We start from the raw sequence: 20,661 nt of genomic DNA, 5'->3' as shown, positions 1-20,661 counted from the left end.
CATGGCACATCGGATATCCCCCCACCCACCTCCGGCCGTCACAGCCGTGCGACCGTCGCCGGAGGCCCCACGCCGGATCACCGTCCTCGCCTGGCGCGACCTGGCCAACCCCGCCGCCGGCGGATCCGAACTGCTCATCGACCGACTGTCCTCCGGACTGGCCGATCGCGGGCACGAGGTCACCCTGCTCTGCGGGGGCCCGGAACCGTCCGTCGACCGCAACTACCGCGTGGTCTCCTCCGGCGGCACGTACGACCACTTCCTCCGTACCCCCGGCGCGTTCAGCCGCAGCGTCGGCGAGACCGACCTGCTGGTCGAGGTCTGCAACGGCGTCCCGTACCTGGCGCCGCTGTGGCACCGGGGACCGGTGATGTGCCTTGTCAACCACGTGCACACCGATCTCTGGGACCAGCGCCTGCCCGGACCGGTCGCCCGGGCCGGCCGGATGCTGGAACACCGGGCGCTGACCCGGACCCACCGCCGCAGCCTGATGGTCGCGGTGTCCCCCTCCACCGCCGAGGCGATGGCGCGGATCGGCGTTCCGGCCGACCGCATCCATCTCGTTCCCAATGGGGTCGAGGCCCCCGCGCCGCTGCTCCCCGAATCCGACGAACCGCTGTTCACCGCCGTCGGCAGGCTGGTGGAGTACAAGCGGATCGACCTGCTGCTGCGCCTGTGGGAGCGGGTCCGCCCGATCACCGGCGGCAAGCTGGTCATCGTCGGCGACGGCCCGGAACGGGACCGTTTGGAGGCGCAGGCCGGGCCCGACGTGGTCTTCGCCGGGCGGGTCGACGAAGCCGAGAAGCACCGGCTGCTCTGCCGGAGCTGGCTGCTGCTGCACCCCTCCTCACTGGAGGGGTGGGGCCTGGTGGTCACAGAGGCCGCCATCCGCGGCACGCCCGCGGTGGGCTTCGAGATTCCGGGCCTGCGGGACTCCGTCGTCCACGGTCGCACCGGTCTGCTCGCCCGGGCGGAGAGCGGGTTCGCGGCGGCTTGGTGCGCGCTGGCGCTGTCCGCCGAACGCCGGGCCGCGATGGGTGCGGCGGCCCGCCGCCACGCGGAGCAGTTCACCTGGGAGCACAGCGTCGACCGCTTCCAGGCCGCTGCCGCCGAGGCCGTGGCCCTGCATTCCTCCGGGCGGGCCGGGTCCGGACGCACCATGGCCGAGCCCCCGGCCCCGACCACGGCGGAGCGCTCGTGAAAGACCCCTCTCTGCGACGCTCCCTCGCGCTGTTCCGCGCCTTCCGTAGCGAGCAGAGCGACCCGGAGACGTTCTACTCGTTGCTGGCCGAGGACGCCGCCGACCAGGTCGAGCGGTACACACCCCTGGCAGGGGCGGTGGTGGCCGACGTCGGCGGCGCCGCCGGCCACTTCACCGAGGCGTTCCGGGCCCGCGGCGCGCACGCTTTCCTCTTCGAACCGGACCTTGCCGAGCTGCACTCGCGCGGCGGACTCCCACCCGACCACGCGGTCGTCGCGGACGGGTACTGGCTACCGCTCAGCGACGGCGCCGCCGACGTCTGCTTCTCCTCCAACGTGCTGGAGCACGTGCCGGACCCGGCGACCTTCATCAGCGAGATGGTGCGGGTCACCCGCCCCGGCGGCCTGGTGTACGTCTCGTACACCAACTGGTTCTCCCCCTGGGGTGGCCACGAGACCTCGCCCTGGCACCTGCTCGGCGCCGACCGGGCCCGGCGCCGCTACCAGCGGCGCACCGGGCACAGTGCCAAGCACACCCTCGGCGAGAACCTCCACCGGGTGCACATCGGCCCGGTGCTGCGTCACGTACGCGGGCGCGACGATGTCGAGATCCTTTCCGCACGATCGCGCTACTGGCCGTTCCTGGCCGAGACCCTCGTCCGTATTCCAGGCCTGCGCGAGATCGCTTCCTGGAATCTTCTCCTGGTGATGCGGAGAACCTCCGAATGAGCGCCCCCACTCTGCAGCTCCCCGCCGCGCCGCCCTCGAGGCCGCGCCCCGAGTCGCGTATCGGCCGCCGCTGGCTCGCCGTCTTCTGGCTGCTGGTCCTGTCCGCCTTCCTGGCTGCCGCACCCGGACGGATCGCCTTCGACACCAAACTCGCCGTCGCGCTCGACCCGGTCGGGTTCCTCGGCTCGCTCGGAACACTCTGGCAGAGCGAGGGCAGCTTCGGCGGTCTGTCCAACCAGTACGTCGGCTACGCCTTCCCGATGCTGCCGTACTACCTGATCACCGATCTGCTCCAGCTGCCGGTCTGGCTGGCGGAGCGGCTGTGGCTGTCGCTGGTGGTGACCGCCGCCTTCTGGGGCGCGTTGCGGCTCGCCGAACGCCTCGGGTACGGCACCCGGCCGAGCCGGCTGCTCGGCGCGGCGTGCTACGCGCTGTGGCCGGTGTTCACCATCGTGGTCGGCTCCACCTCCGCCGCCGCGCTGCCCGGCGCAGTCCTGCCCTGGGTTTTGCTGCCGCTCACCCGCTTTGCCTCGGCGCGCGCCGCCGCACTCCGCTCCGCACTGGTCATCCCGCTGATGGGCGGCGTCAACGCGACCTCGGTCGCGGCCTCACTGCTTCCGGTCGGGCTCTACCTGCTCAGCCGGCCCGGGGGCAGCCGCAAGTGGCGCCTGATCGCCTGGTGGGTGCCCGGCGTGCTGCTCGCCACCGCCTGGTGGGCCGTGCCGCTGGTACTGCTCAACTCCTACGGCGCCGACTTCCTGCGCTACATCGAGCAGGCGTCCACCACCACTGCCACCATGTCCGCCACCGAGCTGCTGCGCGGGGCCGGGAACTGGGTGGCCTACCTGCACTTCGGCTCGGCCTGGCTGCCCGCCGGCTGGGACGTCGCGGCGAACGTCCTGGTGATCGCCTGCTCCGCGCTCGCAGCAGCGCTCGGCCTGGCCGGGCTCGCCCGCCGCGACCTGCCCGAGCGGCGCTGGCTGCTGCTGGTCGTCGGCACGGTCACGCTGATCACCCTCGCCGGATACGGCGGCTCCCTCGGGGCGCCCTTCCACGGTGCGGTGCAGCAGCTGCTCGACGGTGCGCTGGCGCCGCTGCGCAACATCTACAAGTTCCAGACCGGCCTCGCGCTGGCGCTGGCCCTGGGCCTGGCGCACCTGTGCGGCCGGCCACTGCCCCGGGTGGCCGCCCGACCGCGGCTGGTCCCGGCGCTGGTCGCACTCGCGGTACTGCCCGGCCTCGCGCTGCCCTACCTGAACGGCAACATCGTCCAGCCGGGCTCCTTCAAGGCGCTGCCCTCGCAGTGGAAGCAGACCGCCGCCTACCTGACCGCAAAAGCATCCGACAGCCGGGCCCTGGTGGTCCCCGCCGACGCGCACGGCCTCTACACCTGGGGCTCGACCATCGACGAGCCGCTCGACGTGCTGGCAGACTCGCCATGGGCGCAGTACAACTTCGTGCCCTTCGGCCAGGCCGGCGAGCGACGCTACCTGGAGGCGATCCAGGAGGCGCTGACGACCGGCACCCGGGTGCCGGGGCTCCGCGCCTTCCTGGAGCGGTCCGGCGTGCACCACCTGGTGGTCCGCAACGACCTCGATCCCACCCAGGCCGGCTACATCCCGCCGCAGACGGTGCGCGCCACCCTGCTGGCCTCCGGCTACGAGCGGGTGACCGGCTTCGGCTCCCCCATAACCTCCGGGCAGCTCCCGCCCGACACCCCGGTCCAGGTCCAGGGCCTGTACCGGCAGTACGACGCGGTGGAGATCTTCGCCCCCACCGGGGGCGACGCCGCACCCGGCCGGGTCACCACCCGCCCGGTCGCCGACACCGCGGTGGTCAGCGGCGGCCCCGAGTCGCTGCTCCAGCTCTCCGCGAGCGGTACGGTGACGGACCGTCCGGTGATCCTCTCCGGCGACCCCCTGCCATCCGGCACCGGCGCCGCGCTGCGGGCCACCGCCGACGGGCAGCGCCGAGGCGACACGCTCTTCGGCTTGGTCAACGGCAACAACTCGTACACCTACACAGCCACCGAGACCAACCCGGCGGACGCCGGCCAGGACCCGGGCGGCGCGCCGCGGCAGATCCTGCCCTCGGGCCCGGCCGGTTCCACCGCCGAACAGACCACCTCCGTGATCGAGGGCGCCAAGTCGGTCTCCGCCTCCTCGTACGGCTCCTGGCTGTTCGCCCTGCCGCAGTACGACCCGGTCGGGGCCTTCGACGGGAACTCCGGCACGGCGTGGGCTGAGGGCAGCAGCGCGGACCCGGTGGGCCAGTGGCTGCGGCTCGACTTCAACGGGTCGGTGGACCTCCCCGCGACCCTCAAGGTCACCCCGCTGGCCGGGGGTTCCCTGCGGCCCACCATCACCAAGGTGCGGATCACCACGGACCGGGGCTCTCAGGTGAGCGTGCTGCAGCCGCAGGCCGTCGCGCAGACCGTCAACGCCCCGGCGGGGCCCGCCGCATGGGTCAAGATCACCATCGAAGGCGCCGTCACCGCCGCCACCGGCGTGGGCGGGGCCGGGTTCTCGGAGATCTCGATCCCCGGCGTCAAGGCCACCCGTGTGCTGGCCCTCCCGGCTGCTACGGCCGACACCTACTCGCTGCACCGCACCCTCGACCTCGGCGGCTCCCAGTCGGGAACCGTCGAGACCGGGCTCAACCGTCAACTCACCACCGACGCCGGGGCCTTCACGGTCACCGGCAGCGCCGTCGCCCTACCCGGCCCGGCTCTGGACGCCCTGCTGGACCAGGTCGCCCCCGGCCGGGCCACCGGGCGGATCGGCATCGAGTCCGAATCCACCACCTCCGGCAGCCCACGCAATCTGCTCGACGGCGACCTCACCACCGCCTGGATCGCGGGCGGCAAGCCCACCGTCCGCCTCGCCTGGCAGGGCAGCCGCAGCATCGACCAGCTGGTGCTCGGTGCCGCCGGTGGTCTCTCCTCCCGGCCGACCCAGGTGCAGCTCAGCACCCCGACCGACGCCGTCAGCGCGGGGGTGGACGCCAACGGTCTGGTCCGGTTCGCCCCGCTGACCACCGACCAGCTGACGATCACGGTCACCGCGACCGCCCCCGTCGTCGTCCACAACCCGCTCGCCGGGCAGAGCCTCCAGCTGCCAGCGGGCCTGAGCGAGGTGCACATCCCGGCCCTGGCCGACCTGATGATCCGCCAGGAGGCCCCGGACACCCAGGGCGCCGGCTTCACTCTGCCGTGCGGCAAGGGCCCGGTCGTCACCGTGGACGGAGTCGCCCACCAGACCTCCGTGTCCGGCACGGTCGCCTCCCTGCGGAACCGGCACCCCGTCACCGTGAACCTGTGCCCGGCCACCGAGCCCACCCTGACCCTCGGTCAGGGCGAGCACCGGGTGTCCGCCTCCGACGACGGCGCACTGGCCGTCACCGACCTCACCCTCTCCACTCGCGCCGCCAACCCGGCCGCCGGTCCCGGCTCGCGGCGGACGGTGGAAGTCCTGTCCTGGTCCGGAGACGAGCGCAGGGTACGGATCGGCGTGGGCGATGCCGCCTACGTCCAGGTGCACGAAAACGCCAACTCCGGCTGGCGCGCGACCCTGAACGGCAAGCCGCTGCAGTCCGTCCGACTCGACGGCTGGCAGCAGGGCTACGTGGTCCCGGCGGGCGCCGGCGGAACCGTACTGCTCTCCTACGCCCCCGACACCACGTACGACCTCGGGCTCGTCCTCGGCGGCCTCGCCCTCCTGGTGCTCGCCGGGCTGGTCGTGGTACCGGCGCTGCGGCGGCGGAGCGGCGGACCTGACGTCCCCGGTGCGCAGGACTGGGACGCGGCCGACGCGCCCCGGTGGCTGCTCGGCCTCGTCTTCCCGCTGCTGGTCCTCGGCGTCGTCGGCGGTCCGCTCGCACTGCTGGCGCTACCGCTGGTCCTGATCGCGTTCCGGTGGCCGAACCTGCTGCCGTACGTCGCCGGGGCGGCCATGGCCGCCGCCGGTCTACTTGCGGTCCTCGCGCCCCCGAGCGGGGCGTTCGCCCCGACCGCCCAGGTGCTCGCGCTGCTGGCAGTCGCCGCCACGCTGGTCACTGCGGGCGGCCAGGACACTGTGCCCCGGCACCGGGCCGAGGCTCCGTGACCCGCCCGTCCTTCGCCGCCCCTGCCGCCCGGACCGCGTCCGGGCGGCAGGGGCGCGTCCCCTTCCCCGCGATGGACGAGTACTCGCGCCACCTGCTCCAAGAGCACCTGGACGCGGACACCGTCCACGTGGAGGCCCACCTCCCCGGCACCGTCGACGTCGAGCGGCTCCGGGCCGCCTTCACCCGGACCCTGGCCGGCCACCCGACGCTCCAGGTACGGCAGTCCGACTCTCGCTGGTGGCACCGCCGTTACCACTGGGAGCCGGCACCGATCGACCCCGCCGCCGTGGCCGCCACCGCCGACCTGGGCACCACCCGCCACCGTGCCCTCACCGAACCGCCCCCGCTGGCGGCCGGCCCACCACTCCGGCTGGAGACCGCACCCGCACCCGGCGGCGGCACCGCCCTGCTCCTGACGGCAGCGCACACCCTCGCGGACGCCGGCACCTGCCTTCGGCTGCTCTGCGACCTCGCCGACCACTACTCCGGCTCCCCGGTCGGGGAACGCTCCGCGGGTCCGGCCCGGCAGCGCTCCGCCGGTCCGGCCGACGCCTCCACCGCAGCCACCGCCCGGGGAGGCCGACCGGTGCGCATCGCGCCCGCCGCAAGCCCCTCTCCTGGCACCGGTGTCCACCTCAGCGTGCTCCCGCTCACCCGGACCGGCGCAGACCGGCTCCGCCCGACCGTCAACGACCTGCTCTTGACGGCGGTTCAGCTGACCCTGGCCGAGTGGAACCACCGGCACGACCACCCCACCGGCCCGATCCACCTGTCGATGCCGATCGACGACCGCCCGTACGGACCACTCGCCCCCGGCGCCCCCATGGGCAACCACAACCACCTGACAACCATCCGAGCCGGTACACCCGCCCCCGACGCCGGTGCCGCCGCGCTGCTGGGCCGGATCAGCGCGCAGACCCGCGCCGCCAAGGCCGCCCCCGTTACCGGCGGCGGCCTCGTCGCCAGGCTGGTCAGCACCCCCTGGCTGCCCGTCGGCGCCAAGGCCCCGCTGACGAGGACACTGCGCCGTGTCGCCGCGCCCTGGACGTCCACCGCCCTTGTCAGCAACATCGGCCGGGTCACCCACCCGCTCGACTTCGGCCCCGCAGGCCCGCCCGACGCACTGTGGTTCTCGGCACCCGTTCGGATGCCCCGCGGACTCTCCGTCAGCGCCCTCACCCTCGACGACCGCCTCCACCTCGCCGTCCGCCACTGCCACCAGCTGCTCGACCAATCCGCCGCCGCCGAGCTCGCCCGGCGCTGCGCCGAGACCCTTGACGCACTGGCCGAGGAAGGACGACGCCGATGATCCTCGGCGTCGCGGTCGCCCTGCTCGCCAACGCCCTCTACAGCGCGGGCTTCGTCCTCGAGAAGCGCGCACTGGCCTCCCTCCCCGCACTGGACCCCCGCCGCCCGCTACACCTGCTCCGGGCGCTGGCCTCCAGTCCCGGCTGGCTGCTGGGCTTCACCGTGCTGGGCCTGGGCTTCGGCGCCCAGCTGAAGGTCTACCAACTGCTCCCGATCGCCGCCGCCCAGGGGGTGTTCCTCTCCGGGACGGTGCTCCTGATCGCCCTCTCCGCCGCCGCACTGGGCGAGCGCCCGGGCCGCCGAGAACTCCTCGCCACCGGCGTCATCCTGCTCGCCCTGCTCGCCGTCATCGGCTCGCTCGGCGACGGCGACGCCGAAGGCAACCGGGTGGGAGCGCAGGCGCCCGTCCTGCCCCTGCTCGCCGTCTGCCTCCCCTGCCTCGCCTTCGGACTCCTGCTGTTCCTAGCCTCACTGCGCCGGGCCGGCCGCCGGCACCGCCGCAGCAGCTCCGGCGTGCCGTACGGCGTCGCCCTCGGGCTGCTGTACGGGGTGAGCTCGCTCGCCATCAAGGGCACGTCGGCCACACTCGCCGACCGGTCGGTGGCGGCAGCCCTGCCCGATCTCCTGCGTGGACCCCACCCTTGGCTGCTCATCGCCACCGGAGCAGCCGGCCTGGCCCTGTCCCAGACCGCGCTCCAACGCTGCCGCGCCTCCGTGATCGTCCCGGTCACCACCACCGTGTCCAGCATCTTCACCGTCATCGCGGGCACCGTGGTGTTCGACGAACACCTCCCCACCGAACCACTCCGGCTGGCGCTGCGCCTCGGCGGCACCGCACTCGCCGTCGTCGTCCTGCTCACCCTTCCGCGCCACGACGAACCGTCACCCGCGCCGACCCACCAAGGAGAACCCCACCATGCAACCACCCACTGAGCCCGACCCTCGCCTCCTCCCCCTCCTCGCCTGCCCGGTGGACAAGGGACCGCTCGTCCACGTCCCCGAAGAGGAACTCCTCTACAACCCCCGCCTACGGCGCGCCTACCCGATCCGCGACAACCTCCCCTACCTGCGCCCGCTCGACGCCATCACCCTCGACGACGTCGGGCACCAGGATCTCCTCTCCAGAATCGAGGGGCGCGTATCTCCCGCCTCGTGAGGCGAGCCGGTCCGAGGAACACGGGTACGAGCAGCGGTGAAGGAAGCAGTGCCACGGCCACGTCGTACACCCCGGCCCAGGAGGCACGGCCAGGGACAGGGGTGTGGTGACGTGTCTCCTTGCCCGGGCCCGGGCAAGGAGACGGAGCCGGCAGAGCCGGTCGCTACCAGGCCCAGCCGTCACTACGACCCACTCGAATGGCCAGCGGCATCAGTCCGTAGGTCCGCCAGGCAGGTTCCAGCACAACTGCCGGAAGCACGAGGAAGACCTGGTCCAGCTTCGAAAACGGAAGCATCGAGGACACCGACTGGGCGACCGTCGGGACGGTAATCCCCGACGAGGTCCTGCCCCACCAGCACGGTTGCAGCCACGAGATCGCGTTCTGGAACGGCTCACTCACCGTTGTATGCCGTGATCTCGTCGCGACCTGGACCCGCGGTTGACTGCCCCGACAATTCATAGACCAGCAAGTCCTCTTCAAGCACAGCCGACCCGCTCGCCGAGGTTGAACGGCAAGCTGAGCCCCGGCCATCATGGGGAACCGTCACGCGAGCAGGTTCACCGCCCCCGTGAACACGCGCGGGAGCCGGGCGGCCGCCGGGACGATCCGGCGGGCGAGCGGAGGCTGGTGGCGGGCCCAGAGGAGGGACGTGGTGAGCGTGCGATAGCTGCGCGACAGCTCCCGCCAGGCTCGCTCGTACGCCTGCGGCCGCCCCGCCCGTACGCAACGCACCAATTCCCCGGCCGCGGTCACGGCCAGGGTGAGGCCCTCACCGGTCAACGCGTCGACGTACCCGGCGGCATCGCCCACGAAGAGCACGCGCCCCGCCACCCGCACCCGCGAGCCCTGGCGCAGCGGCCCGGCCCCGCGCACCGCCGCCCCGGCAGCGGCGGGCAGTCGCGCCGACAGCAGGGGGAAGCCGGCGAGTTGAACGTCGAACGGTGCGTGCTCCGAGGTCAGGAGGGCGACACCGATCCGGTCGGGCGCCAGCGGGGTGACATAGGCCTCGCAGTGCGCCGCCCAGTGGACCTCGACGAGGTCGCTCCACGGCGCGACGGCATAGTGCCGCCGCAGGCCGTACCGCGCCGGGAGGCCGGCCACGTCCGGCGCGGCCAGGCCCATGCCGCGCCGGACCGTGGAGTGCAGCCCGTCTGCCGCCACGAGGTAGCGGGCGGTGAACCCCGACGCGTAGACGCCGTGCTCGTCCTGGCGGACCTCGGCCACACGGCGCGGGACCACCCGTACGCCGAGCCGGGCGGCGCGTTCGGCCAGCGCGGCCTGGAGGGCGGTCCGGCGGACGCCGAGGCCCGGGCCGCGGCGGAACAATCCCTCCGCCTGCCGGCCGCTCGTTGCGTCCACGTAGCGGATGCCGTGAAAGGGCTGGCCCGCCACGGGCACCTCCAGCTCGAGGAGGCGGCGGACCGCGCCGGGCATCAGTCCCTCCCCGCAGGCCTTGTCGATAGGGGTGGGACGGGGCTCCGCGACCACCACCTCCAGCCCGGCCAGGGCGCCGTGGATGGCGGTGGCCAGCCCGGCCGGGCCGCCGCCCGCGATCAGCAGGTCGATCACCGGGCCGGGCCCGTCGTCGCCGCTGGTACGGAGGCGGGCGCGCGCAGCCCGCCTCCCTGGGCCAGGGCGGCCTCCTCGCAGCGGATCCTTACGCGCAGCAGTGCCAGGTTGAGCATGGTGAAGCCGAGCGCGGTCAGCCAGGCGGTGTGCACCAGCGGCAGCGCGAGCCCCTCCAGTACGACCGCCACGTAGTTGGGGTGGTGCAGTAGCCGGTACGGTCCGGAGGAGACCAGAGGCAGTCCGGGCACGACGAGCACGCGGGTGTTCCAGCGAGGTCCGAGGGTGTGGATGCACCTCCAGCGAAGCGCCTGGGCGGCCAGGGCCAGGGCGAGGGCGGGCCAGCCGAGCGCGGGGAGGAACGGGCGGTCGGCGGCCCAGGGTTCGACCGCGCATCCCGCCAGCAGGGCGGTGTGCAGGGCGACCATCGCCGGATAGTGGCCGCGGCCGTACTCGACGCCGCCGCGCGCCAGGCTCCACCTGGTGTGGCGGCGGGCCGTGGCCAGCTCGGCGAGGCGCTCGGCGCCGACGAGCCCGATGAGGAGCAGGTACCAGGTCATGGGGTCACCACCGCAGCAGGACGAGTTCGGACGCGAAGCCCGGGCCGAAAGCGAGCATCAGTCCGACCGATCCGGGCGGTGGCGGCCCTGCTTCCCGCAGGCCACTCAGGATGTGCAGGACGGAGGCGGAGGAGAGGTTGCCGACCGAGGCCAGCGAGCGACGGCTCGCGGCGAGGGCCGACTCGGGGAGCGCCAGCGCCTCCTCGAGGACGTCGAGGACCTTGGGTCCGCCAGGATGGCAGATCCACGCGTCGACGTCGCCGGGCTTGAGGTCGTGCTCCGCGAGGAAGCTCTCGATCTCCTCGGCGACGTACAGCCGGACCAGGTCGGGGAGTTCGCGGCCGAGGACCATGCGGAAACCCCAGTGGCCGATGTCCCAGCCGAGCAGGTGCTCGGTGCCCGGGTAGAGCCGGCTGCGCGAGGCCACCACGGCGGGTCCGGGAGCGTTGCCGTGCAGCGGGTGGTCGCGGCCCACGGCGATCAGGGCGCCGGCGCCGTCGCCGAAGAGGGCGCCGGCCACCAGGTTCGCCATCGAGGTGTCGGTGGACTGCAAGGTGAGCGAGCAGAGCTCGGTGGACAGCAGCAGGGCGGCGTGGTCCGGATGGCCCGACAGATAGTCGTGGGTGTGGCCGAGACCGGCGGCGCCCGCCGCGCAGCCGAGTCCGAAGAGCGGCAGACGCTTCACGTCGGGGCGCAGGCCCACCCGGGTGACGAGGCGGGCCTCCAGTGAGGGGGTGGCGAGCCCGGTCACCGTGGTCGACATGACCAGGTCGAGCTCCCGCGCTGTCAGACCGGCTTCGACGAGGGCCAGTTCGAGGGCCCGAGTGCCGAGTTCGAAGGCCGCCTGCACGAAGAGCGCGTTGGTGGCGCCGAAGTCGTTCGAGGGCCCATACCGCTCCAGGGGGAACGCGAGGTGTCGGTACTCCACGCGTGCCGAGGCGTGGACCCGGTGCAGGAGGGCAGTGTTCGCGCCGGCCGGCAGGAAGCGGGCCAGCGCTGCCGTGATCTCGGCCTGCGGGTGACGATGGGGAGGGAACACGCTGCTCACTGCCAGGACACGTGTCATGGATTCACCATAGGAAAACGAGAGAAAGAAACTGACACTTCGTAACAAATCCGGCAGTCCGGGCGCGGCGCCGCATAGCGTGACCCCATGCCCTCGCGCATCGCAGAACCCCGGCCCGACGCCACGGCCGCCCTCGCCACCTACGGTTCCGGGCGCCGCTCCGCGGCCCTGGGTCTGCTCGCCGCCAGCCACCCGCTTCCGGCGGCTGCGGTCACCCTGTTCGCCGCCGCGCTGACGGCCGCCGTGGGGCGGGGTCTTCCGGGGGCCGCCGCCACTGTCGGCGCCGTGGCCGCCGGTCAGCTCTCGGTGGGCTGGTGCAACGACCGGGCGGACCTCAGGCGCGACCTCGCCGCCGGCCGCCGGAACAAGCCCCTGGCCGCCGGTGCGGTGCGCCCCCGGACCGTGACATGCGCCGCGGGTCTGGCCCTGCTGCTCTGCGTCCCGCTGTCGCTGGCCGCCGGGCTCGCGGCCGGAGCCGCGCATCTAGTCGCGGTGGCGGCAGCCTGGGCGTACAACCTCCGGCTGAAGCGTACGGCCGCCTCCTGGCTCCCGTACGCCTTGGCCTTCGGCCTGCTGCCCGCCTTCGTCACCCTGGGCCTGCCCGGGGCACCCTGGCCGCCTCCGTGGCTCACGGCCGGCGCGGCCCTGCTCGGCACCGCCGCGCACTTCGCCAACGTACTCCCCGACATCGAGGACGACCTGGCCACCGGGGTCACGGGCCTGCCCCAGCGCCTCGGCGCCCGCCGCTCGGCCTCCGTCGCCGCGCTCCTCGCTGTCGGCTCGACGGCCGCCCTGGTCGTGGGACCGCCGGGGCCCGTGACGGCTTACGGCTGGGCGCTGCTGGCCATAACGGCGGCGACGGCGGTCCTCGTGGTCCGCAGCCCGGCCGGACCGCTCCCCTTCCTGGCCGTGATGGGTCTCGCCGGAGCCGATGTCGCCCTGCTGGTGGTCCAGCTCAGGGGCTAGGTGTGTTGTTCGGACAGGTTGGTGACGCGGCTGGCGGGTGTTTGGCCTGCGATGCCGGTGTGGGGTCGGTGGTAGTTGTACCAGTCGATCCAGTCGGTGAAGGCTTGCTGGCGTTGCCGGTCTGATTCGTAGGGCTGTTGGCAGGCCCATTCCTCGAGCAGGGTGCGGTGGAAGCGTTCGACCTTGCCGTTGGTCTGGGGCCGCCAGGGCCTGGTCCAGGGATCTTCCCGGTACGCGGAGTGCCGGGCCACGGCGGCCACCGCCAGCGGGTGCAGGGATTGCAGGAGCAGGGCGCTGATCCCGCCGATGGCTCCGTCACCGCTTCCGCCCTGATTACTGCGGGCCACTAGGTGACCGTGAACATCTTGAGGTCGAACCTGCGGTCCTTGGGATGCCCGTGCTTGATCCGGAGGTACTCCTCGTCCTGGCCATCGGCCCGATAGGCGCCGTGCTGGGACATGAACGTCATGTCCCAGTGGAACGTTCACACATCGATGCCGAACTCGGCGATCGCGTGGGCCCCGAAGATCGCGGTGATCTCCTCAAGGTGCGAGACGATGGCGTCCAGCGCCCGGCCGAGGCGGTCGTCATTGAGCAGCTCCGCGTCGACCCCGAAGACTTCCTCTACCGCCCCAGTCGCGGGCCCAGTCATCCACCCGCCACAGCGGGGCGGGCGCGTTCAGCCGGTTGGCAACCAGCGTCTCGATGACCTCGCCATGCGTCACGTGAGCGATCTCTCGGCCCGGGCACAACCGGTCGAGGTCCCGGCCAGCTCCAGCCGGCGCAGAAACTCGGCAGCGACAGACAGAGCCATCATGGACATCCCTCTCCGGGTGCAACCCCAGATCTCCGGATGTCCGCCAAACCGAAGCAACCCCACCGACAGTGCTGTCGCTGTACACGTTCTTGACGGAGACTCGGTGGCGCGTCCGCATCTCCTGCGGCATGTCACTCGGGGAAGACCCGACCAGGGTCGGCATGGTCATCGGTGAAAGCGTGGGGCTCACGGACGGCGACGGGCTCGCGGACGGGGTGGGCGAGGCGGATGCGCTCGGCGTGGGCGTGGACTTCGGGTCGGCCGTCACGACGGCGGCCGTACAGCTGGCAATCATCAGCAGCACGAGACCGATGGCGGAATGGCCGGTCCACTCGTGCCGGGGCTTGTTCTCCCACAACGAACTCCGCATGTGGGAGAAGGGATCGTACTCCCGGCGAGAGCTCGGCATGGGTGTGTTCCTTCGCGGGGAAGTTGACATGGATTGCCACCCAAGCACGGAGCGTACACAGAATGTTGAAGGTGTCTATCGGTGAGCACGGATCGTGAGATGGGTATGACGAAGCCCCGCCTGGTCCGGACTGTTGCCGGGGGCGGAGGGCTTCGTTCGCGGGATCAGTCAGCTCCAGCGCTTGGCGAGGACGGTGATGAACGCGCCCCCGAGGATGTCCTTGTACTGGTAGCCCGTCGCTGCCGGGCTGATCCCTGACAGGAACATCATCGTCACCAGCTCAGGTCCAAGCGTCTTGTACGAGGTGCACATCTCCTTCTGCTCGGCGGCCGTCATCTTGTTCAGCTGCACTTCGGCGTCCCTGGGGGCGATGTCTCGCGCGAGGGGGGCTTCCAGGTCCGGGTCGACGGTGGGCGCGCCCGCCCCACCGCCTCCTAGAAGTCCTCCGCTTGCGGTTCTCCCACGCCGCGAGCGCCATGGACATCACCCTGAGGCAAGCAGTCGGGTGCGAGCCCCTGCGAGCTGCGCACAGCGGATGCCGCCTCCGGGATGCCACTCCATCGCGGGCGAGGCGCTCCCGTGCCCCTCGCACCACGCGGCCGGAACGATGCCGCCGCAATCGTGCCGCGTACACCGGCACTCCTCTCCAACGCCGGAGTGCGTCACCCCGTGCCGCGACAACGCCACCCAGGCCCCGGCCGCTCGCACGGTCCCGGCCAGACACCCGGACAGGCCGCGCGCGGCGCACACCGTGCAACTGTGGCGGGACCGCGGGCGGTTCGCCCACGCACCGTCGGCGTTCGCGTTCCTGTCCCGCGGTGTCCCGCTGCATCCCGAAGCTGTCGGCTTCGCCGGCCACTACGACTTCGACATCGACGTCCTGGCCGCCTACCGACCGCAGGGCAAGGGCCGGGTCGAGCGACAAGTACTGATCGTCCGCGACCACGTTCTCTCGGGCAGGTCGTTCTCGTCTCTCGAGGAGATGGACGCCGCGTGCACCGCCTGGGTGCCCCTGCGGCGGGGCCAGATCCGCAAGACCCACCGCGAGGTCATCGCGGAGCGGGCTGCGAGAGACCACGCGGCTCTCAAACCGCTGCCGCCGACCCCCTCTCTGGTGGCCGAGCGGCAGTTGCGGCACGTTGGCTAGGACTGCCTGGTCGCCTTCGACGGCAACCTCCACTCCGTGCCGGCCCGCCGAGTCCGCGCTCGCCGGCTGGTCGCGATCCGGGCCACTAAATCCCAGGTCATGCTGCAGCCACCGTCGCCGACGCCCACGGCAGCACCCTCTGGCCGCACATCCCCCGGCCATCGGACGCGGTGCACGTGTCGTCGACGAGACGTACTGGGACGGCCTGCCCACCGGCAAGGGCCGCCGGACCATCACCGGCGACGTCCCGGTCCAGTCTCGTCAAGAGCGGCCGGGGGGCGAGGAGACCGGTCCGTTGCAGGCCCTGCCCGAACCCGCACCCATCCACCTTGACCAAAGACATAGGGGCACCCCCCGAATCCACAGTGGGGCGATACCTCTGTTCGGTCGTGGCCGCGATTCCTCCGCCCCGCCCTCGAGCCGATCAGATGCCCCTCGTTCCCGGCAGCCGGACGAAACCGGGGTCAGTCCATGCGGCGACGGTCCTCGTCGCTCCATGCCCTGGTGTCCCGGGGCTCCACGTACGGCTCCTCGCCCTCGGGCAGTCCTCCCGCGATGGCGCGTTGGCGGGTCATCTCCGCGTCGAACTCCAGCCCGAGAAGGATGGCGAGGTTCGTGATCCACAGCCACACCAGGAAGACGATCACACCCGCGACCGTGCCGTACGTCCTGTTGTAGGAGGCGAAGTTCGCGACGTAGAAGGCGAATCCGGCCGACGCGACCATCCAGATCACCAGGGCCAGGACGCTGCCGGGAGTGACCCATCTGAAACCGCGGCCCCTGGCGTTCGGCGCGGCCCAGTACAGGAGCGCGATCATGATCGTGACGAGGAGTACCAAGACCGGCCACTTCGCGATCGACCAGACGGTGAGAGCGCTGTCACCGATGCCGAGGGCCTCGCCTGCCTGCCGGGCCAGCCCTCCGGTGAAGACCACGATCAGCGCGCTCGCACAGGCCAGGAGCATGAGCGTGACGGTCAGGGCGAGGCGAAGCGGAAGGATCTTCCACATCGACCGGCCTTCGAGCACGTCGTAGACGGCGTTCGAGGCACGGATGAACGCCGCGACGTAGCCGGACGCGGACCACAGGGCCACGACCAGGCCGACGACCGCGACCAGTGATCCGACACTGCTGTGTCCTTGAAGCTGCGTCACGGCGTCGCTGAGCACGTCCTGGACCGAGCCTGGCGCCAGTTTCCGCAGGCTGTCCAGCACCCGCTGCAACGTCGACTCGCCGGCGATGCCCAGCAGAGACACGAGGACCAGGAGGGCGGGGAAGAGTGCCAGCACCCCGTAATAGGTCAGGGCCGCTGCGCGGTCGGCCAACTCGTCGTTCCTGAACTCCCTCATCGTGCCGCGCAGCACGGCTCGCCACGCTCGTTTCGGCAGTTCGGTGGGTCGATCGGGGGCGTGTTCGCGTACCTGATGGTCCAGGCCGCTGCCTGCGTTGCGGCCTGTGTCCGGACGTTCCTCTTCCAATCCACTGCCCGGCTTCACGGTGCGTTTCATACCCTGCGGCTTTCCGTCTCGGCGACACTCATGCGCCTACGGGTCCGACCAGTGGGCGCGCGGCGGCCGAGGTGGCGCGGATGTCGGCCCCGTCCTTGGGCCACCGCCGACTTCCCGACCAGCGACAGGGCCATCCCGGTGGCTCGCACTGAGTGTCCGTTTCGGCAGGGCGGGTACACGCGCACCACGAGATCACGGAACACGAAGAAGCGGGGTGCGAACTCAGTGCACACCATCGGACCGGAGGCCGCGGGCCCGGCCATCCGCCAGCGCCGCCGGATCGCCCTGCGCGGGGCCCGCCGACAGGTCGCGCGGAGCCGCGAGTTCGCGCGTGAGGCGCTGAAGGACTGGGGGTGGGACGGTCGCGACACCGCCGAGGACGCCCTCCTGGTCGTGTCCGAGCTCGTCACCAATGCCGGCCTGCACGCCGGCGGCTGCCACGAGCTCATGCTCCGGGCCGGGGACGTGTTCCGCGTCGAGGTCCACGACGGCTGCGGCGATCTGCCGCGGCTGCCGCCCGCGTCACGCCCGGGCACCCCGGGCGGGCACGGCCTGCAGATAGTGCGCCGGCTCGCCGACCGCTGGGGCGCCGAGACCCACGAGCACGGCAAGGTGGTGTGGGCCGAGATCGATGCCGAGCGTCTGCGGACGGGCCGGCCCCGGCGCGTCGCGAGCGGTTGAACCGGCTCCGCCGGCTCGACCGCAACGCACCGACGTCAGGAGGCCGGGCCGGGGTGATCACCTCGGCCCGGCCCCTTGAGGTCTCGGGGCGGACGTTCAGCAGGTCCCCGTGCCTCGCCCACGGCCTCGGCCCTCACCGGTTGCCGAAGACGGTTCCCCGATCCTGCCCGCCTGCGGCGGTTGGCCGCTGCCCCTGCCCCGGTCGGCCAGTGCCGTGTCGAGCCCGGTCCGCCATCACCGAACCGGGAGGGGCGGCATGTCGGTGACGGGCCCGCCGACGTGCCCGGTGACGGCCCGGCCGCGCCGCGGCGGGACGCGCTTCCGGGGGCCGGGCGGGACGGGCTGCCGGCGGGGAGGGATCGCGGGGCCCGAGCATGAACTCCTCGTACCGGCCGAGGGCGAGGACGGCGCACAGGAGAGCCGGCAGGAGCAGCAGCGCAGCGATGAACATGGGTGTCCCTTCGGCGGCCTCTCCCCCGCGCATGCCCACGACCTGCCGTGGCACGCATCCGACGGCGAGCCGCTCAACCGGCCCTTACGGGGGTGATCCGCGCGCGGTACCGGACGACGATCACGAAGTCCCCCTCCGACCGGAGCAGAGATCACTGGAAGCGCGCACCGTCGTCGCGTCCAGGTTCCGGGCCGTACGGTATGCCGGACCGGGGCCGCGCCGCGTCCGCGCGGCGCACTTCGCGACTCGGACGCCGGTGACCCCGTCTACGAGGACGCCGCTGGCATCGTCCGGGCGGAGATCAGCGGCAAGGGCGAGGTGCGGGTGCCGGGGACCGGGGGCGGCCAGGAGCCCGCCCGCGTACTGCGGGCCCGCGCCGTCGCCTGACGGCGCGGACCTGAACACGGCCGCGGACGGCCTAGCGGTCCGCGAGGAGGCCGTCGAAGAACTCCCAGTCCAGGCATTCCGCCTCGGTACCGGCCGGAACCACCGCCCACGTGTCCTCCAGCCAGGAGTGCAGCTCGGCCCGGTCCAGGGTGAAGAGGGCAGGGGACCTGGTCCCCAGCCGTAGCAGCACCTGCCCCCTCCGCCCGGGCCCGGCCGTGGGCTGGATCCGTACGTCTCCTTCTCCCGTCAGCGTGCGAACGCCCCGGGCGAGGAGGTCGCGGCCGATCACCCAGGTCACGTCGGCCCGGCCGGCCTGCGCGTGGAAGGTGAGCGCGACTTCCAGGGGGGCCTCAGGGCGCCACCGGAACGTGGCCCGGAGAGGGAACCGCAGCCGTGTCCGGAGTTGATGGATCTCGATCGTGCGGGTCAGGTCGTGCTCGGCGACGGAAGACCGGAAGGCCATGGTGACTCGTTTCTGCGAGAGGGCGGACCGGCGGCCGGGCTGCAGGGAGCGGTCCCCTGCCCGGAGGGCACCGGGAAGCACCGGTGCCCCTCCTCCCGTCTGTTCACTCGTGCCCATCCCAAACGACGCTTCCCCCACTCGGGCGCGATAGGCGGCCCGCCCCGGCTTTCGGCCGTGCACGCATGACCGGGCTCTGTCCGGTAACACGCCGTCAATGACGAACGCACACCGTGCAGGTATGAGACCCGGCCGCCCTCTCCTGCTGCTGCCGTTGCAGCTGGCCACGGTCGCGGGCCTGGGGCTGCTGGTCGCCGGCCCCATGGCGCACCGGTTGCCGGTGTCGGCGGAGGACGGTGTCAACCGCTTCCTGGCCGAGCGGCGCAGTGACCCCGCCACCATGCTCTCGGACTGGCTGTCCCTGGTGGCCGGCACCCAGAGCGTGATCGCGCTGACGCTCCTGTGCACGGTCGCACTGCTGCTGGTGCCCCGCGCGCCCCGGTGGCGGGATGCGGCGTTCCTGGCCGGGTCCGTGGCCGCGCAGTCCGCCGTCTTCCTGCTCGTCACCCTCGCAGTGGACCGCCCCCGCCCCGACGTGGCCCACCTGGACGCGGCACCGCCGACGTCCAGCTTCCCCTCCGGCCACGTGGGGGCCTCCGTGGCACTGTTCGGCGGGCTGGCCGTGCTCGCCGCGCTCCGGCTCCGCGGCGTCCGGCGGCGTCTCGTGTTGGGCACGCTCCTGCTGATCCCCCTGGCCGTGGCGGTCTCCCGGCTGTACCGGGGCATGCACCACCCCTCCGACGTGGTGGCGGGGGTGCTGAACGGCGCCTGCACTCTGCTCGTCGTGGCGTACGCGGTGCTGCTCTCGCGCCCCGGAGAGACGAGGGCTTCCGCCGCCCCGGCCCCGGCAGCCCGTGGAGGTGGCCTCCCCGCGGCCCGGACCTGCGAGGACGACGGCACCGCCGGGCTCGGGGCCCGTCGGGCCCGGGCCGTGGTGGTCCGCCATCCGCACGCATGCGGTGAGGGGTCGGCAGCCCGGGTGCGGGCCGTGCTGCGCCGCCACGGATACGAGGACCAGGTGTGGACGCTGACCTCCGTCGAAGACCCGTGCGGCGCCCTGCCCGCGCACGTGGCCGGGGCTGAGACCGAGCTGGTCGTGGTCTGCGGAGGGGACGGCACCGTACGTGCCTGCGCCGACGTGGTGGCCGGTACGGGGATCGCCCTGGCCATCGTCCCCTGTGGCACCGGGAACCTGCTCGCCCGCAATCTGAGGCTGCCCTCCGATCCCGCCGCCGCCCTCCGGGAGGCCCTGTCCGGGCAGCCCATCGCGCTCGACGTGGGCCGGGTACGGGGCGACGGCCTGGCGCCGGCCCGGTTCACGGTCATGTCGGGCGCCGGGTTCGACGCGGCCATGGTGCGGGATGCCTCGGCGCGGCTCAAGGAGCACCTGGGCTGGGCCGCCTACCTCGTCTCCGCCGTGCGCCACCTGCGCGACCCCCGGATGCGGCTGTCGATCCGGCTCGACGGGGGTGCCCCCTTGGAGCGGCGGGCCCGCATGGTCCTCATCGGCAACGTCGGCTCCCTGCAGGGCAGCCTGCCGCTCCTTCCGGACGCCCGGCCCGACAGTGGCCTGCTGGAGGTGCTGCTGCTCGACCCGCGCGGGGCCACCGGATGGCTTGCGGTGGCCGGGCACCTCGTCTCGCGCGCACCGGCCGGCCAGCCGCCACGGGCTTCCGGTGGGCCGACCCGGCGCGTGGCGGGAGGCGCGCTGGAGTACTTCAGCGCAGCACGGATCGACCTCCGCTTCGCCCGCCCCCAGCCGCGCGAGCTCGACGGTGACGCCTTCGCGCCCGGCACCCGACTGACCGCCGAGGTCGAGCCGGGAGCGCTGCGGGTGTACCTGCCTGCGCCCATACCCGCGCCGGCGCGGGTCAGTACGTCGGACGAGCCGACAACGGAGGGATGAGCCGCCTTCTCCGCCGTGGACTGAGCTTCCGCGCCCGCACGGCCACGCCGCCCAACTGGAGGCCGTACGGACGGGATTGGCCGACCCGATCACACAGCACCCGGGGTCGCCTTCGAGGCGTGGCACGGCGACATCGGCCGCCGCCGCACCACGCCCGCTCAGGGCCTGGAACCGGAGAC

Annotated in this window: 20 protein-coding genes and 2 pseudogenes; 12 read left to right on the top strand and 10 right to left on the bottom strand. The window is 72.7% G+C overall.

What is annotated here, in order from left to right; genetic code table 11:
* Window position 1 precedes the first annotated feature (1 nt).
* The 6 genes from OG625_RS37920 to OG625_RS37895 are packed head-to-tail and all read left to right on the top strand — an operon-like array spanning window position 2 to window position 8,497.
* Window positions 2-1,201 carry a glycosyltransferase family 4 protein gene (locus tag OG625_RS37920; protein ID WP_329390033.1) on the top strand — a complete coding sequence of 400 codons (1,200 nt, stop codon included), beginning with the start codon at window positions 2-4 and terminating at the stop codon, window positions 1,199-1,201.
* The gene (locus OG625_RS37915) at window positions 1,198-1,929 is read left to right on the top strand and encodes a class I SAM-dependent methyltransferase (protein WP_329390031.1); all 732 of its coding nucleotides are present in this window, start codon (window positions 1,198-1,200) and stop codon (window positions 1,927-1,929) included. The genes OG625_RS37920 and OG625_RS37915 overlap by 4 nt, the downstream gene beginning before the upstream one ends.
* A complete protein-coding gene (locus OG625_RS37910) occupies window positions 1,926-6,032 on the top strand; it encodes an alpha-(1->3)-arabinofuranosyltransferase domain-containing protein (protein ID WP_329390029.1) in 4,107 nt (1,368 codons plus the stop codon). Before OG625_RS37915 ends, OG625_RS37910 begins: the two co-directional genes overlap by 4 nt.
* Complete coding sequence (locus tag OG625_RS37905; RefSeq protein ID WP_329390027.1) at window positions 6,029-7,342, top strand: condensation protein; 1,314 nt, start codon at window positions 6,029-6,031, stop codon at window positions 7,340-7,342. The genes OG625_RS37910 and OG625_RS37905 overlap by 4 nt, the downstream gene beginning before the upstream one ends.
* On the top strand, window positions 7,339-8,274 hold the full coding sequence (locus tag OG625_RS37900) for a hypothetical protein (RefSeq protein WP_329390025.1): 936 nt from the start codon (window positions 7,339-7,341) through the stop codon (window positions 8,272-8,274). The genes OG625_RS37905 and OG625_RS37900 overlap by 4 nt, the downstream gene beginning before the upstream one ends.
* Window positions 8,258-8,497 (top strand): Trm112 family protein, encoded by a 240-nt coding sequence (locus OG625_RS37895; protein ID WP_329390023.1) that lies wholly within the window; start codon window positions 8,258-8,260, stop codon window positions 8,495-8,497. The genes OG625_RS37900 and OG625_RS37895 overlap by 17 nt, the downstream gene beginning before the upstream one ends.
* Window positions 8,498-9,041: 544 nt before the next feature.
* On the opposite strand, the gene OG625_RS37890 is transcribed toward OG625_RS37895, so the two are convergent.
* The 3 genes from OG625_RS37890 to OG625_RS37880 are packed head-to-tail and all read right to left on the bottom strand — an operon-like array spanning window position 9,042 to window position 11,690.
* Window positions 9,042-10,067, bottom strand: coding sequence for an NAD(P)/FAD-dependent oxidoreductase (locus OG625_RS37890; RefSeq protein WP_329390021.1), 1,026 nt, complete (start codon window positions 10,065-10,067; stop codon window positions 9,042-9,044).
* The gene (locus OG625_RS37885) at window positions 10,064-10,624 is read right to left on the bottom strand and encodes an isoprenylcysteine carboxyl methyltransferase family protein (RefSeq protein ID WP_329390019.1); all 561 of its coding nucleotides are present in this window, start codon (window positions 10,622-10,624) and stop codon (window positions 10,064-10,066) included. Before OG625_RS37885 ends, OG625_RS37890 begins: the two co-directional genes overlap by 4 nt.
* 4 nt (window positions 10,625-10,628) lie before the next feature.
* Window positions 10,629-11,690 (bottom strand): type III polyketide synthase, encoded by a 1,062-nt coding sequence (locus OG625_RS37880; protein ID WP_329390017.1) that lies wholly within the window; start codon window positions 11,688-11,690, stop codon window positions 10,629-10,631.
* 87 nt (window positions 11,691-11,777) lie between these two features.
* On the opposite strand from OG625_RS37880, the gene OG625_RS37875 reads away from it, so the two are divergent.
* Window positions 11,778-12,656, top strand: a complete 879-nt coding sequence (locus tag OG625_RS37875; RefSeq protein WP_329390015.1) for a UbiA family prenyltransferase — start codon at window positions 11,778-11,780, stop codon at window positions 12,654-12,656.
* Here OG625_RS37875 and OG625_RS37870 read toward each other — a convergent pair.
* The 4 genes and pseudogenes from OG625_RS37870 to OG625_RS37855 all read right to left on the bottom strand — a co-directional run.
* A pseudogene (locus tag OG625_RS37870) lies at window positions 12,653-12,871 on the bottom strand (integrase core domain-containing protein); the annotation flags it as partial. The gene OG625_RS37875 and the pseudogene OG625_RS37870 overlap by 4 nt on opposite strands.
* A gap of 36 nt (window positions 12,872-12,907) precedes the next feature.
* Window positions 12,908-13,003: pseudogene (locus tag OG625_RS41520) on the bottom strand (hypothetical protein); the annotation flags it as partial.
* Entirely contained in the window at window positions 13,003-13,125 is a 123-nt protein-coding gene (locus OG625_RS37860) for a hypothetical protein (RefSeq protein ID WP_329390012.1), read from the bottom strand. The pseudogene OG625_RS41520 and the gene OG625_RS37860, both read right to left, overlap by 1 nt.
* A 15-nt stretch (window positions 13,126-13,140) precedes the next feature.
* Window positions 13,141-13,308, bottom strand: coding sequence for a hypothetical protein (locus OG625_RS37855; protein WP_329390011.1), 168 nt, complete (start codon window positions 13,306-13,308; stop codon window positions 13,141-13,143).
* A gap of 326 nt (window positions 13,309-13,634) precedes the next feature.
* Between OG625_RS37855 and OG625_RS37850 the strand changes: the two genes are divergently transcribed.
* Window positions 13,635-13,967, top strand: coding sequence for a hypothetical protein (locus OG625_RS37850; protein WP_329390009.1), 333 nt, complete (start codon window positions 13,635-13,637; stop codon window positions 13,965-13,967).
* Between the two features lie 83 nt (window positions 13,968-14,050).
* On the opposite strand, the gene OG625_RS37845 is transcribed toward OG625_RS37850, so the two are convergent.
* A complete protein-coding gene (locus OG625_RS37845) occupies window positions 14,051-14,233 on the bottom strand; it encodes a hypothetical protein (RefSeq protein ID WP_329390007.1) in 183 nt (60 codons plus the stop codon).
* A gap of 400 nt (window positions 14,234-14,633) precedes the next feature.
* Here OG625_RS37845 and OG625_RS37840 point away from each other — a divergent pair, with 400 nt between their 5' ends.
* A complete protein-coding gene (locus tag OG625_RS37840; RefSeq protein ID WP_329390005.1) occupies window positions 14,634-15,029 on the top strand; it encodes a hypothetical protein in 396 nt (131 codons plus the stop codon).
* A gap of 464 nt (window positions 15,030-15,493) precedes the next feature.
* Here OG625_RS37840 and OG625_RS37835 read toward each other — a convergent pair whose 3' ends face one another.
* On the bottom strand, window positions 15,494-16,537 hold the full coding sequence (locus OG625_RS37835; RefSeq protein ID WP_329390003.1) for a YihY/virulence factor BrkB family protein: 1,044 nt from the start codon (window positions 16,535-16,537) through the stop codon (window positions 15,494-15,496).
* 225 nt (window positions 16,538-16,762) lie between these two features.
* Between OG625_RS37835 and OG625_RS37830 the strand changes: the two genes are divergently transcribed.
* Window positions 16,763-17,218 carry an ATP-binding protein gene (locus OG625_RS37830; protein WP_329390001.1) on the top strand — a complete coding sequence of 152 codons (456 nt, stop codon included), beginning with the start codon at window positions 16,763-16,765 and terminating at the stop codon, window positions 17,216-17,218.
* Between the two features lie 601 nt (window positions 17,219-17,819).
* Window positions 17,820-18,056, top strand: a complete 237-nt coding sequence (locus tag OG625_RS37825; protein WP_329391274.1) for a DUF6296 family protein — start codon at window positions 17,820-17,822, stop codon at window positions 18,054-18,056.
* Window positions 18,057-18,087: 31 nt separating this feature from the next.
* On the opposite strand, the gene OG625_RS37820 is transcribed toward OG625_RS37825, so the two are convergent.
* Window positions 18,088-18,519 (bottom strand): SsgA family sporulation/cell division regulator, encoded by a 432-nt coding sequence (locus OG625_RS37820; protein ID WP_329389999.1) that lies wholly within the window; start codon window positions 18,517-18,519, stop codon window positions 18,088-18,090.
* 238 nt (window positions 18,520-18,757) lie between these two features.
* Here OG625_RS37820 and OG625_RS37815 point away from each other — a divergent pair, with 238 nt between their 5' ends.
* Window positions 18,758-20,482, top strand: a complete 1,725-nt coding sequence (locus OG625_RS37815; protein ID WP_329389997.1) for a diacylglycerol kinase family protein — start codon at window positions 18,758-18,760, stop codon at window positions 20,480-20,482.
* Window positions 20,483-20,661 lie beyond the last annotated feature (179 nt).

It is taken from the genome of Streptomyces sp. NBC_01351 (assembly GCF_036237315.1).
GTDB lineage: Bacteria > Actinomycetota > Actinomycetes > Streptomycetales > Streptomycetaceae > Streptomyces.
The sequence above is the reverse complement of the archived record's forward strand: the minus strand, read 5'-3'. Positions and strand labels throughout refer to the sequence as shown.